Origin of the sequence: Mitsuaria sp. RG (assembly GCF_028369275.1) — a bacterium.
GTDB classification, from domain to species: domain Bacteria; phylum Pseudomonadota; class Gammaproteobacteria; order Pseudomonadales; family Pseudomonadaceae; genus Aquipseudomonas; species Aquipseudomonas peradeniyensis.
Genome location: NZ_JAQMYQ010000028.1, coordinates 64,593 through 76,819, shown reverse-complemented (window position 1 = coordinate 76,819; position 12,227 = coordinate 64,593). Strand labels below are relative to the sequence as shown.

12 protein-coding genes are annotated in these 12,227 nt (G+C 63.7%); 6 read left to right on the top strand and 6 right to left on the bottom strand.

Annotated elements, in window-relative coordinates; translation table 11 throughout:
- The first annotated feature begins 72 nt into the window (after window positions 1–72).
- Window positions 73–291, top strand: coding sequence for a PA3496 family putative envelope integrity protein (locus tag POF53_RS16675; protein WP_203649329.1), 219 nt, complete (start codon window positions 73–75; stop codon window positions 289–291).
- Here the strand turns inward: POF53_RS16675 and POF53_RS16670 are convergent.
- The gene (locus POF53_RS16670; RefSeq protein ID WP_498968585.1) at window positions 233–1,174 is read right to left on the bottom strand and encodes a LysR family transcriptional regulator; all 942 of its coding nucleotides are present in this window, start codon (window positions 1,172–1,174) and stop codon (window positions 233–235) included. The two genes, POF53_RS16675 and POF53_RS16670, sit on opposite strands and share 59 nt — an antisense overlap.
- A 210-nt stretch (window positions 1,175–1,384) precedes the next feature.
- Here POF53_RS16670 and POF53_RS16665 point away from each other — a divergent pair, with 210 nt between their 5' ends.
- From POF53_RS16665 to POF53_RS16650, 4 genes are all read left to right on the top strand, one after another.
- Window positions 1,385–2,800: an acetyl-CoA carboxylase biotin carboxylase subunit gene (locus POF53_RS16665; protein WP_203649333.1), complete on the top strand. Its 1,416-nt coding sequence runs from the start codon at window positions 1,385–1,387 to the stop codon at window positions 2,798–2,800.
- An 11-nt stretch (window positions 2,801–2,811) separates the two neighbouring features.
- On the top strand, window positions 2,812–4,620 hold the full coding sequence (gene oadA, locus POF53_RS16660) for a sodium-extruding oxaloacetate decarboxylase subunit alpha (RefSeq protein ID WP_203649335.1): 1,809 nt from the start codon (window positions 2,812–2,814) through the stop codon (window positions 4,618–4,620).
- Window positions 4,621–4,836: 216 nt separating this feature from the next.
- A complete protein-coding gene (locus POF53_RS16655) occupies window positions 4,837–6,162 on the top strand; it encodes a type II toxin-antitoxin system HipA family toxin (protein WP_232855416.1) in 1,326 nt (441 codons plus the stop codon).
- A complete protein-coding gene (locus POF53_RS16650; protein WP_186712271.1) occupies window positions 6,159–6,437 on the top strand; it encodes a helix-turn-helix domain-containing protein in 279 nt (92 codons plus the stop codon). The genes POF53_RS16655 and POF53_RS16650 overlap by 4 nt, the downstream gene beginning before the upstream one ends.
- 120 nt (window positions 6,438–6,557) lie before the next feature.
- Here POF53_RS16650 and POF53_RS16645 read toward each other — a convergent pair whose 3' ends face one another.
- Genes POF53_RS16645 through POF53_RS16635 form a run of 3 tightly spaced genes read right to left on the bottom strand, consistent with a single transcriptional unit; the run spans window position 6,558 to window position 8,324 of the window.
- Entirely contained in the window at window positions 6,558–7,229 is a 672-nt protein-coding gene (locus tag POF53_RS16645; RefSeq protein ID WP_498968582.1) for a GNAT family N-acetyltransferase, read from the bottom strand.
- Between the two features lie 7 nt (window positions 7,230–7,236).
- On the bottom strand, window positions 7,237–7,683 hold the full coding sequence (locus tag POF53_RS16640) for a GNAT family N-acetyltransferase (RefSeq protein WP_203649339.1): 447 nt from the start codon (window positions 7,681–7,683) through the stop codon (window positions 7,237–7,239).
- Between the two features lie 11 nt (window positions 7,684–7,694).
- On the bottom strand, window positions 7,695–8,324 hold the full coding sequence (locus tag POF53_RS16635; RefSeq protein ID WP_234562239.1) for an FMN-binding negative transcriptional regulator: 630 nt from the start codon (window positions 8,322–8,324) through the stop codon (window positions 7,695–7,697).
- Between the two features lie 90 nt (window positions 8,325–8,414).
- On the opposite strand from POF53_RS16635, the gene pdxR reads away from it, so the two are divergent.
- Entirely contained in the window at window positions 8,415–9,941 is a 1,527-nt protein-coding gene (gene pdxR, locus POF53_RS16630; protein WP_498968580.1) for a MocR-like pyridoxine biosynthesis transcription factor PdxR, read from the top strand.
- Between the two features lie 73 nt (window positions 9,942–10,014).
- Here pdxR and POF53_RS16625 read toward each other — a convergent pair whose 3' ends face one another.
- Both POF53_RS16625 and POF53_RS16620 read right to left on the bottom strand, forming a co-directional pair.
- Window positions 10,015–11,118, bottom strand: a complete 1,104-nt coding sequence (locus POF53_RS16625; protein ID WP_203649344.1) for an extracellular solute-binding protein — start codon at window positions 11,116–11,118, stop codon at window positions 10,015–10,017.
- A gap of 2 nt (window positions 11,119–11,120) precedes the next feature.
- Entirely contained in the window at window positions 11,121–12,161 is a 1,041-nt protein-coding gene (locus POF53_RS16620) for a histone deacetylase family protein (protein ID WP_203649347.1), read from the bottom strand.
- Window positions 12,162–12,227: the final 66 nt, after the last annotated feature.

Sequence of the window (12,227 nt, the reverse complement as noted above, 5' to 3'; positions counted from 1 at the left end):
ACCATTCCTCCGCCAAACCGTAAACCGCCAAGGCCAGTCTGAAACTCCCGCATCCTATCTGGGAGACAGGCAATGGCACATGATCACGCAGGTGTGTACCAACCCAACGCCAAGGCTCGCAAGCAACAGGAAAAGGATCAGCGCCGCATGGAGTTCCGTCGCGCGATCGAAAGCTACTGCGACCAGCGCCAGCTGCTGCGCGAACTGGCCGACTACCCCGACCTGCAGGACATCACGGTGTGGCAGGTATCGGCGGCAACTTCCCCGAGAAACGCTCAACAAGCCCACTGATTTGCGCACGTTCGCCGCGGATGAACGCCTGGAACGCCAAGGCGACCGGCGACTGGCGCTTGCTTTTGGATTGCACCAGGCACCAGCTGCGGTACAGCGGCAACTCCTCCACCGGCAGTTCCCTGAGCACGCCGGTGGCCAGCTCCAAATTGACTGCGTGGCGGGTCAGCAGGGCGATGCCCAGGCCGGCCACCACGCATTCGCGCTGGGCATCGGTTGAGGCTACCTCGAGGGTCTGGGTGAAGTGCACGCGCTTGTCCTTGAAGAACTCCTCGCAGGCCTTGCGCGTGCCCGAGCCCTGCTCGCGAACCAGCAGGGTATGAGGTTCGAGGTCCTGCAGGCGCAGTTGCTCCAGCTTGCACAGCGGGTGGTCCGGCGGTGCCACGGCGATGATCGGGTTGTTGAGGAAGGGCAGGAATTCCAGACCCATGTCCTGGGGCACCATGGACATGATGGTCAGGTCGTCGCGGTTGTCCGAAAGGCGCCGGATCGCCTGGGCCCGGTTGACCACCGTGAGGGTGAGGTTGACCTCCGGGTGGCGCTGCTTGAAGGCGGCGAACAGGTGTGGCACGAAGTACTTGGCGCTGGACTCGATCGCCAGTTTCAGCTGCCCCTGCAATGAGCCCTGCAGGTCCGACAGCTGCATGTCGAGGTTCTCCAGGCGCCCGAAGATATCCCGGCTGGCGCGTTGCAGCGCCTCGGCCGCCTCGGTCAGGTAGAGCTTCTTGCCGACGTACTCGAACAGCGGCTGGCCGACCAGCTCCTCGAGTTGGCGGATCTGTAGACTAACGGCGGGTTGCGTCAGCGCCATCTCCTCGGCCGCCCGGCTGTAGGAGCGCAGATCACACACCTCGTTGAACACCTGCAGTTGACGTAAAGTCATACGCATCAAGGACTTACGCATTTTTTCCGGGGCTCCGGCAAAACCTTGTTACCTCACTATAAGCTTTTGCTAATACTGCCCCTAACAAATATTGATTTTTGTTTATCGATCTTCAGCGCTAGGGTGAATATGCGACTGGCCAGCGACGTCTGGTCACGCGCCGACCGGTAAAACCGGATCGTCTGTTCCTACGGCTTTGGGAAGACTCCAGTGATAACAAAAATCCTGATCGCCAACCGGGGTGAGATCGCAGTTCGGATCGTGCGTGCCTGCGCCGAGATGGGCATTCGCTCCGTCGCGATCTATGCCGACGCCGACCGTCACGCCCTGCACGTCAAGCGCGCCGACGAGGCCTACAGCATCGGTGCCGAGCCCCTGGCCGGCTACCTGAACCCGCGCAAGCTGGTGAACCTTGCTGTCGAGACCGGCTGCGATGCCCTGCATCCAGGCTACGGTTTCCTGTCGGAAAACGCCGAACTGGCAGAAATCTGCGCCGAACGTGGAATCAAGTTCATCGGCCCGTCCGCTGATGTCATTCGCCGCATGGGCGACAAGACCGAAGCGCGCCGCACCATGATCGCGGCCGGTGTCCCGGTCACCCCCGGCACCGAAGGCAACGTCGCCGATATCCATGAAGCCCTGCGCGAGGGTGACCGCATCGGTTACCCGGTGATGCTCAAGGCCACCTCCGGTGGCGGCGGGCGTGGCATCCGCCGCTGCAACAGCCGTGAAGAGCTGGAGCAGAACTTCCCCCGTGTCATCTCCGAGGCCACCAAGGCCTTCGGCTCGGCGGAAGTGTTCCTGGAAAAATGCATCGTCAACCCCAAGCACATCGAGGCGCAGATCCTCGGTGACAGCTTCGGCAACGTGGTGCACCTGTTCGAGCGCGATTGCTCGATCCAGCGCCGCAACCAGAAGCTCATCGAGATTGCTCCGAGCCCGCAGCTCACCCCCGAGCAGCGCGCCTATATCGGCGACCTGGCGGTGCGCGCAGCCAAGGCGGTGGACTACGAGAACGCCGGTACCGTGGAGTTCCTGCTCGCCGATGGCGAGGTGTACTTCATGGAAATGAACACGCGGGTGCAGGTGGAACACACCATCACCGAGGAAATCACCGGCATCGACATCGTCCGCGAGCAGATTCGCATCGCCTCCGGCCTGCCGCTGTCGATCAAGCAGGAAGACATCCAGCACCGCGGCTTCGCGTTGCAGTTCCGCATCAACGCCGAAGATCCGAAGAACAACTTCCTGCCCAGCTTCGGCAAGATCACCCGCTACTACGCTCCCGGCGGCCCCGGCGTGCGCACTGACACGGCGATCTATACCGGCTACACCATCCCGCCGTTCTACGACTCCATGTGCCTGAAACTGGTGGTCTGGGCACTGACCTGGGAAGAAGCCATGGACCGCGGCCTGCGAGCCCTGGACGACATGCGCGTGCAGGGGGTGAAGACCACCGCCGCGTATTACCAGGAAATCCTGCGCAACCCGGAATTCCGCAGCGGGCAGTTCAACACCAGCTTCGTCGAAAGCCACCCTGAACTGACCAACTACTCGATCAAGCGCAAACCCGAAGAGCTGGCCCTGGCCATCGCCGCCGCCATCGCCGCGCACGCAGGCCTGTGAGGAACCGAACAATGTCCAAGAAAATCTTTGTTACCGACACGATCCTGCGCGACGCCCACCAGTCCCTGCTGGCTACCCGCATGCGCACCGAAGACATGCTGCCGATCTGCGACAAGCTCGACAAGGTCGGCTACTGGTCGCTGGAAGTCTGGGGCGGCGCCACCTTCGACGCCTGCGTGCGCTTCCTCAAGGAAGACCCGTGGGAGCGCCTGCGCAAGCTGCGCGCCGCATTGCCCAACACCCGCCTGCAGATGCTCCTGCGCGGCCAGAACCTGCTGGGCTACCGCCACTACAGCGACGACGTGGTCAAGGCCTTCGTCGCCAAGGCGGCGGTCAACGGCATCGACGTGTTCCGCATCTTCGACGCCATGAACGACGTGCGTAACCTGCGCGTGGCCATCGAGGCGGTGAAGGCCGCCGGCAAGCACGCCCAGGGCACCATCGCCTACACCACCAGCCCCGTGCACACCATCGATGCCTTCGTGCAGCAGGCCAAGCAGATGGAAGCCATGGGCTGCGACTCGGTGGCGATCAAGGACATGGCCGGCCTGCTGACCCCGTTCGCCACCGGCGAGCTGGTCAAGGCGCTGAAGGCCGAGCAGTCGCTGCCGGTGTTCATCCACTCCCACGACACCGCCGGCCTGGCCGCGATGTGCCAGCTCAAGGCGGTGGAAAACGGCGCCGACCATATCGACACCGCGATTTCCAGCTTCGCCTGGGGCACCAGCCACCCGGGTACCGAATCGATGGTCGCCGCGCTCAAGGGCAGCGAGTTCGACACCGGCCTGGACCTGGAGCTGCTGCAGGAGATCGGCCTGTATTTCTACGCCGTGCGCAAGAAGTACCACCAGTTCGAGAGCGAGTTCACCGCCGTGGACACCCGCGTGCAGGTCAACCAGGTGCCGGGCGGGATGATTTCCAACCTGGCCAACCAGCTCAAGGAGCAGGGCGCGCTCAACCGCATGAACGAAGTGCTGGCGGAGATCCCGCGGGTGCGTGAAGACCTCGGCTTCCCGCCGCTGGTGACCCCGACCTCGCAGATCGTCGGCACCCAGGCGTTCTTCAACGTGCTGGCCGGCGAGCGCTACAAGACCATTACCAACGAAGTGAAGCTGTACCTGCAGGGCGGTTACGGCAAGGCTCCGGGCGTGGTCAACGAGCAGCTGCGCCGCCAGGCCATCGGCAGCGAGGAAGTGATCGACGTGCGCCCGGCCGATCTGCTCAAGCCGGAGATGGCCAAGCTGCGTGCCGATATCGGCAGCCTGGCGCACTCCGAGGAAGACGTGCTGACTTTCGCCATGTTCCCCGACATTGGCCGCAAGTTCCTCGAGGAGCGCGAAGCCGGCACCCTCAAGCCCGAAGCCCTGCTGCCGATTCCGGAAGCCGGCGCGGTGGGCTCGGTGGGCGGTGAGGGCGTACCGACCGAGTTCGTCATCGACGTGCACGGCGAGACCTACCGCGTCGACATCACCGGCGTGGGCGTCAAGGCCGAAGGCAAGCGCCACTTCTACCTGTCCATCGACGGCATGCCGGAAGAAGTGGTGTTCGAGCCGCTCAACGACTTCGTCGGCGGTGGCGGCAGCAAGCGCAAGCAGGCCAGCGAACCGGGCCATGTCAGCACCACCATGCCGGGCAACATCGTCGATGTGCTGGTCAAGGAAGGCGATGTGGTCAAGGCCGGCCAGGCAGTGCTGATCACCGAGGCGATGAAGATGGAGACCGAAGTCCAGGCGGCCATCGCCGGCAAGGTCGTGGCCATCCACGTGGCCAAGGGCGACCGGGTAACCCCGGGCGAGATCCTGATCGAGATCGAAGGCTGACAGAAGCCTTCATCTGCAAGCGGTTAACCTCTGGGGAGCGAATGCTCCCCTTTTTTTGTCATTCCATCTGCACTATTTTGCAGAACAAGACATGGAGGCTTTAAAGCTTATGTATTTTGATGCAGATTATTTGTTGAACCTTTGTAAAAATCTGCACTATGCTGCATATCGAAGGAATGGTTGACCCCTTCACATGCAGTCAATCACAGGCGGCCCATGCACAGACTTACGCTCCAGCTCCATGACGACGGCAAGTGGCAGGACGCTCTGGCGATGGCCTTCGCACAGCCGGAGCACAGCCTCGCCAGCCCTTGCGAGTTTGGCTATCTGTCCGATTACGTCAGGGCGAATCCGGATGGCTATGACAGCCTGTTCTGCCGGGCGGCGAGTGCAATGCTGCCGGTGGATTTTGGCAACCATCGCCTGCCCCACGCCCCTGCATTCCTTTACGACATCGCGCCTGCTGGTGCCGCCAAGCGTTTCCTGCTCAAGCATATTGGCCGCGAGAAGCCGGCCGGCATGGGAGAGGACCTGTTTCTGCTTGGGCGCTCCACCCCTGCGCCGATCGGCAACCTGCGCATCAAGGAGTCCTTCGAGCAACTGGATCTGGCAAGCCCCATCGGTTTTACCCGCGAGGATGTCGTTTCCCGGGATCAGCGCTTTCTCGAGTACGCCTATGAGCAGGGAGCGGCCATTGGCGGTGCGACCGGTGCTGGCGGAGAAGCGCCGAAGCTGTTGATGACCGAGGACGAAAGCGGGCAGTTGTACCCGGATGCCGTGCTTGCCGACGAACACGCTCGCCGTCACTGGTTCATCAAATTTGCCAGAAACCAGGCACTGGTCGATGACCAGGAGATTCTGCGAGCCGAGCACCTCTACTACAAAGCCTTGCAGCGTTTAGGTATTGATACGGTCGCCAGTGAACATATGGCGTTGGAGGAGGGCCGCAAGCCCAGCCTCTGGATGGCGCGCTTCGATCGTAAGGTGTCCGCAGGGGGGGTGCAGCGCCTTGCGGTGGAGTCGGTCTACTCGTTGTGCGGCGTGACCGAGCCCGGCAGCCGTATGGGTCACCTGGAAGTGATCGATACCCTTGTCGCCCTATGGCATGAGGCTGGGCAGTCGGATCAGGTGCCTGGGCTGATTGCGGACTACCTGCGCCGCGACCTGATCAACAAGATCCTGGGCAACTCCGACAACCATGGACGCAATACCGCCATCATCCGCACCCGCGATACGGTGCGCCTGGCGCCAATCTATGACCTTGCGCCGATGGTGATGGATCAGGAGGGGGTAACCCGGACAACCAAATGGCCAGTGCCGATCGAGCGGGCTGGTGAAATCGACTGGATGGCGGTGTGCGACGCCCTGGCCTCGGTCATTGACCCGGAGCAGGCGTACCAGCGTTTGCGCGAGGATGCCCGCCAGTTGCTGGCATTGCCCGATATCCTGAGCGGACTGGGGTTGGCAAGCCGAGTCATGAATCACCCGGCGATTGCGCTGGGCAAGCTTGAGCGGCGGATGGCCGAGTGGGGGTTGGCATGACGGTATCCATCGATGCCCGCGGGTTGTTGATTGACGGTGTGCGTGAGGGAATCGCCGACGGCAGCCTGGAGCTGGGCGCAGCGGTCAGGCGCTTGCGTACGGAAGTGGCGAAGATGCAGCAGACCCAGTTTGCGCGGATGTGCAAGGTTTCGGTTCGCACGTTGATCCAGATCGAACAGGGGGAGGGCAACCCCACGCTCAAATCGCTGAATGCGGTCTTCAAGCCGTTCGGGCTGCAGATGGGCGTCGTCAGGCGTCATCGTCAGATCAGATGAGGACCTTGGGGGCAAGTCTGCTCCCACGCATTACCGTGGGAGATCGCCCAGCCCTTCAGGCTACGCTGTCGCGCAGGTAACAGAGTTCCAGCGTGGGAGCGGGCTTGCCCCGCGATAAGGTCAGCCCTGGCGACAGGCCTCCAGCGTCCTCGCCTGACCTTCAGGTTGCTGGTTATCCACACTCAACCATCGCTCGAACCCCGCCGCCACCGCCGGCCATTCGCCGTCGGTAATCGAATACCACGCCGTATCCCGGTTGCGGTCCTTGACCACCATGTGCTGACGGAACACACCTTCGAAGACGAAGCCGAAGCGCTCCGCCGCGCGTTTGGAGCGGGCATTGGCGTCGTTGCACTTCCATTCCAGACGGCGGTTGCCCAGCTCGAAGCCCAGCTTGCCCAGCAGGTACACCGCCTCGGTGCCTTTCGGCGTGCGTTGCATGGCGGCGCCGAAGGCGATGTGGCCGATCTCGAAGCGGCCCTGTTCCGGGACGATCGACATGTAGCTCAGGATGCCTTGAACCTGGCCGCTGGCGCGGTCGATCACGCTGTAGAACAGCGGATCGCGGCTGGCGGCGTTGCCTTGCAGCCAGTGGTCGAAGCCGGCGCGCTCGGCAAATGGGCCGTAGGGCAGGTAGTCCCACAGCACCGGGTCCGAACCCGGACCTTGCAGTACTTTCCAGAGGTCGTCGCCATGGCGGGCCGGATCGAGCTTTTCCAGGCGGATGAAACGGCCTTCGATAGGGTCGGCCTTGGGTGTGCCGGCGGGCTTCCAGTTCAATGCGTCGTTCATCTTCGGCCTACAGTGCTTTGCGAAATTGAATGAAGCCTGGCCGCTCGGCGACCTGTTCGTACAGGCTGATGGCGGTGGCGTTGGTCTCATGGGTCAGCCAGTGCACCCTCGTGCAGTCGGCGGCCTTGGCCGTCGCGTAGACATGCTCGATCAACTGGCGGCCAATACCCAGACCGCGTTGCTCGCTGTCCACGTAGAGGTCCTGCAGGTAGCAGGAATTCTGGATGCTCCAGTTGGTGCGATGGTAGATGAAGTTGACCAGGCCCACTGCCTTGCCGTCGACCCAGGCCAGGGTCGAATGGGTGGGCTCGTTGGGGTCGAGCAGGCGTTGCCAGGAGCTGAGGTAGATCTCGTCGGCCAGTTCGGTCTGGTAGAAGCGCAGGTAGGCCTGCCACAGGGAGCGCCAGGCGGCGTGATCGTGGGCGCCGACCGGGCGCAGGGTAACGTGGCTCATGGGCTTTTCCTTCAGAGATCGCGCATGTGCGCGGCGAGTTGGTTGTCCAGGTGGTCATTGCTGGCGCCGAGGCCTTCGCGCACGCCGGCAATGTCCTGCGCCGAGCGGTTCTGGCTCAGCTTGCGCGCACCTTGCAGGCGGCTGATGGGCAGGCGGATGCCGACGATGGCGCGGAGCATGCTGTCGAGGTAGTCGCTGGGGGCGTCAGACACTTTCCAGGGTTCGTTGCGGTGTTGTTCATGGCGTTCGGTGAGGCGGGTGACGATGCCCAGCAACGACTGGGCGTTGTGGATAACTTCGACCGGGCCGTAGGCGTGCACAGCCAGGTAGTTCCAGGTCGGCACCACCTTGGGGTTGTCCGCCTTGCTCGGGTAGTAGCTCGGGCTGACGTAGGCATCGGCACCGGGAAACACCAGCAGCGCCTCGCCCCCTTGCTCCAGGTCCTGCCACTGGCGGTTGGCCCGAGCGAGGTGGGCGTAGACCGTGCCGAACTCGCCTTCGCCGGTCTCGACCAGTACGGGCAGGTGGGTGGCCAGCAGGCCCTGTTCACCCTGGCTGACCAGCAGCGCCAGGCGGGTTTGCAGCATGTGCCGGTGCAGGCGGTCGAGGTCGTGTTCCTGGTGGGGCTTGTTGTTGTACATGCTGGATGTCCTTGTTGAATGGCTCCATGCTAGGCAGGCTATTGGCTCTGGGTAAGAGCCATTCACGGCTGTTTTCATAGGTCCAATGCCATGATCGAACGTTGCCATCCTCTGCCTTTCGACCCCACGGGTATCGTCCTGGACCGCCGCCGCGGGCTGAGCCAGCAGCTCTACCATGCCTTGCGCGCCAGGGTTTTGGATGGGCGTTTGGGCAGCGGCACGCGGTTGCCGGCCACCCGCGACCTGGCGGCGATGCTGACGCTGTCGCGAAACAGCGTGGTGCGGGCCTACGACCAGCTGTATGCCGAAGGCTTCATCGAGAGCCGGGTCGGCGATGGCACCTATGTGAGCCAGCTACCGAAACTATCCACACAATTATCAACAGGGTTATCCCTGGGTTTATCAACAGACTTATCCACATTTTGCACTGCGGATACTGAGGATTTATCCAGTCAGGCTGTCATCAGCGAGCCCCTGCAACGTCTGAAAAATCATCATTTGCCGCTGCCCAGGGGCGGGGCACCCAGGGCTTTTCGCGTGGGTGTGCCGGCGTTCGACCTGTTCCCGTTCGAGGTGTGGGCCAAGCTGCAAGCGGGTTTCTGGCGAAATCCCGACCCGGCGATGCTGGGTTATGGCGACCCGGCGGGTGAGTGGCAGCTGCGCGAGTTGATTGCCACCTACCTGCGACGCTCGCGGGGGCTTTCCTGCACGGCTGAACAAATTGTGATCACCAGTGGCGCGCAGGAGGCCATCAGCCTTTGTGCACAGCTGCTGTTGCAGCCCGGCGATGGCGTGGCTGTGGAAAACCCGGGGTACCGGGCTGCCGGGCATGCGTTCGCGATGGCCGGGGCGACGCTCAGGGGTGTGCCGGTGGATGCCGAGGGCATGGACTGCGCGAGACTGGCCGAGATGCCCGAGTGCCGGCTGGCCTACGTGACGCCTGCCCACCAGTACCCCACGGGTATCACCATGAGCCTGGCTCGTCGCCTGTCGTTGCTGGCCTGGGCCGAGCGCCAGGATGGCTGGATCCTCGAGGACGACTACGACGGCGAGTACCGTTACAGCGGTGCGCCGCTGGCGCCACTGGCCGCGCTGGACCGCCAAGGGCGCGTGCTGTACGTGGGGACCTTCGGTAAGATCGCCCTGCCGGCCCTGCGCCTGGGATACCTGGTGCTCCCTGGGCGTCTGGTGCAGGCGTTCAGTCAATGCCGGGCGCTGGCGGTGCGCCATTCGGAGGTTGGTACCCAGTGCGTGATGGCGCAGTTCATGGCCCAGGGGCATTTCCAGCGGCATGTCCGCCGCATGCGCCGGGCTGCGCTGGCGCGGCGCAATGTGCTCCAGGCTGGCTGGCCACAGGATGTGCCGGGGCTGGGGGCCATGCCGGTGGTGGCGGCGGGGCTTCATGTGAAGGTGGATGTGGATAACTTCGCGCAGGAACAGGACCTGGTGGCTCGGGCGGAAGCGGTGGGGGTGGAGGTCAATCCGCTGAGCAGCTACTGGCTGGAGGACAGCGAGGAGCCTGTGGATAAAAGGGCGGGGCTGGTGCTGGGGTTTGCCGCGGTGCCGGAGGGGGAGATTGCGCAGGCTTTGATGCGCCTGCGCAAGACCTGGCGCTAGCCATCGCGGGGCAAGCCCGCTCCCACGCAGCCAACACAATCGGCGTGGGAGCGGGCTTGCCCCGCGATGGTGTTCAGGTACCGGACTTGATCTTGGTCCAGGCCCGCGTCCGTGCCCGTTCGGCATCCCGCGGCAACGGCTTGAGGGTATACAGCTTGGCCATCGCCTCCGCCGTCGGGTACAGGTTCGGGTTGTTGCGGATCGCCGGGCTGACCTTGTCGGTCGCATCCTTGTTCGGGTTCGGGTAGCCGACGAAATCGCTGATCGGCGCGATCACCTCAGGCCGCAGCAGGTAGTTGATGAAGGCATGGGCATCCTCCGGGTTGGCGGCATTCTTCGGGATTGCCAGCATGTCGAACCAGATCGGTGCGCCTTCCCTGGGCAGGCGCATGTCCACCACTACGCCGTTCTTCGCCTCGTGGGCGCGGTTGGCGGCCTGGGAGAAGCTGCCCGAATAGCCCACCGCCACGCAGATGTCGCCGTTGGCAATGTCGGCCATGTACTTGGAGGAGTGGAAGTAGGTGACATGCGGGCGAATCTTCAGCAGCAGGTCCTGGGCCTTCTGGTAGTCGGCCGGCTTGCCGCTGTTGGGGTCCAGGCCCAGGTACGACAGGGCCAGCGGCAGGATCTCCGACGGCGAGTCGAGCAGTGCCACGCCGCATTGCTTGAGCTTGGCGATGTTCTCCGGCTTGAAGATCAGGTCCCAGCTGTCCACCGGAGCGTTGTCGCCGAGCACGGCCTTGACCTTGTCCGGGTTGAAGCCGATCAGCACGGTGCCGTACATGTAGGGCACGGCGAACTTGTTGCCGGGATCGTTGGCCTCGATCAGCTTCATCAGCGCCGGGTCCAGATGTTGCCAGTTGGGCAGCTTGGTGCGATCGAGCGGCTGGAACACGCCGGCCTCGATCTGCTTGGCGAGGAACACATTGGACGGCACCACCACGTCGTAGCCGGAGTTGCCGGTCAGCAGTTTGGCCTCCAGCGCCTCGTTGGTGTCGAAGATGTCGTAGACCAGTTTCACCCCGCTGTCCTTCTGGAAGTCGGTGAGGGTCTGCGGGGTGATGTAGTCGAACCAGTTGTAGACCCGCAGGGTGCGCTGGTCGGCGTGGGCCTGGAGCGCGCCGGCGAGCAGGCCGGCGGTGATGAGCGGGGCGAGCAGACGCTTGAGTCGGACCATGTTCAGGCTCCTGGCTGTGCGCGCTGGAAGCCTTCCAGCACATTGACCGCGTTGATGCCGATTTCCTCCACAGCGTAGCCGCCCTCCATCACGAACAAGGTCGGCTTGCCCAGCAGGGCGATGCGCTTGCCCATCTCCAGGTAGTCCGGGCTGTCGAGCTTGAACTGGGAGATCGGGTCGTCCTTGAAGGTATCGACGCCGAGCGAGATCACTAGTACATCCGCATCGTAGGTGGCGATGCGCTGGCAGGCGGCTTCCAGTGCCGCGCTCCAGGCCGCCCAGTCACTGCCGGCGGGCAGTGGGTAATTGATGTTGCAGCCTTCACCCGCGCCTTCGCCGACCTCGTCGGCATAGCCCAGGAAGAACGGGAACTCGTCCTGCGGGTCGCCGTGGATCGAGGCGAAGAACACATCGTTGCGGGTGTAGAAGATGTCCTGGGTGCCGTTGCCGTGGTGGTAGTCGACATCGAGGATGGCCACCTTGCGCCGGCCCTGGTCGAGAAAGGCCTGGGCGGCGATGGCGGCGTTGTTCAGGTAGCAGTAGCCACCCATCACCTCGGCGGCGGCGTGGTGTCCCGGCGGGCGGCACAGGGCGAAGGCCGCGTGGGCGCCTTGCTGGATCGCGGCCTGGGCGGTCAGGGCCACTTGCGCTGCGCTGTAGGCGGCCTGCCAGGTACCGGCGGTGATCGGCGCGCCGGCATCGAAGCTGTAGTAGCCGAGTTCGCCGTGCAGGCCGGTGGGCTTGACCTGGCGCAGGGTGCGCGCCGGCCAGGTGAAGGGCAGCAGGTCGCCGTCGTGGCCCAGTGCGGCCCAGCGGGCCCAGGCGCCTTCGAAGAAGTTCAGGTAGTCGGTGCTGTGGATGCGTTGCAGCGGAGCGCGGCCGAAATCGGTGGGGCCTTGCACAGGGCCGAGGTTGCGCCTTTGCACCTGCTCCAGGACGTGGTCGGCGCGGGAGGGCATTTCAAAGCAGGGCATCAGCTGGCCGTCGATCAGCTCGCAGCGGCCATGGTGCAGGCGGTGGTCATCGGAATAGACCGTCAGCATTTGTTGTTCTCCGTTTATGACTGGCGTGAGGCCATTCTGCTGGGTGGGCCAGTGAGGAGAGAACGG

Coding starts and splice junctions, on each gene's coding strand:
- POF53_RS16635 (WP_234562239.1), bottom strand. CDS start 8,324: ATGTACAACAACAAGCCCCACCAGGAACACGACCTCGACCGCCTGCAC.
- POF53_RS16675 (WP_203649329.1), top strand. CDS start 73: ATGGCACATGATCACGCAGGTGTGTACCAACCCAACGCCAAGGCTCGC.
- POF53_RS16640 (WP_203649339.1), bottom strand. CDS start 7,683: ATGAGCCACGTTACCCTGCGCCCGGTCGGCGCCCACGATCACGCCGCC.
- oadA (WP_203649335.1), top strand. CDS start 2,812: ATGTCCAAGAAAATCTTTGTTACCGACACGATCCTGCGCGACGCCCAC.
- POF53_RS16620 (WP_203649347.1), bottom strand. CDS start 12,161: ATGCTGACGGTCTATTCCGATGACCACCGCCTGCACCATGGCCGCTGC.
- POF53_RS16670 (WP_498968585.1), bottom strand. CDS start 1,174: ATGACTTTACGTCAACTGCAGGTGTTCAACGAGGTGTGTGATCTGCGC.
- POF53_RS16655 (WP_232855416.1), top strand. CDS start 4,837: ATGCACAGACTTACGCTCCAGCTCCATGACGACGGCAAGTGGCAGGAC.
- POF53_RS16625 (WP_203649344.1), bottom strand. CDS start 11,118: ATGGTCCGACTCAAGCGTCTGCTCGCCCCGCTCATCACCGCCGGCCTG.
- pdxR (WP_498968580.1), top strand. CDS start 8,415: ATGATCGAACGTTGCCATCCTCTGCCTTTCGACCCCACGGGTATCGTC.
- POF53_RS16650 (WP_186712271.1), top strand. CDS start 6,159: ATGACGGTATCCATCGATGCCCGCGGGTTGTTGATTGACGGTGTGCGT.
- POF53_RS16645 (WP_498968582.1), bottom strand. CDS start 7,229: ATGAACGACGCATTGAACTGGAAGCCCGCCGGCACACCCAAGGCCGAC.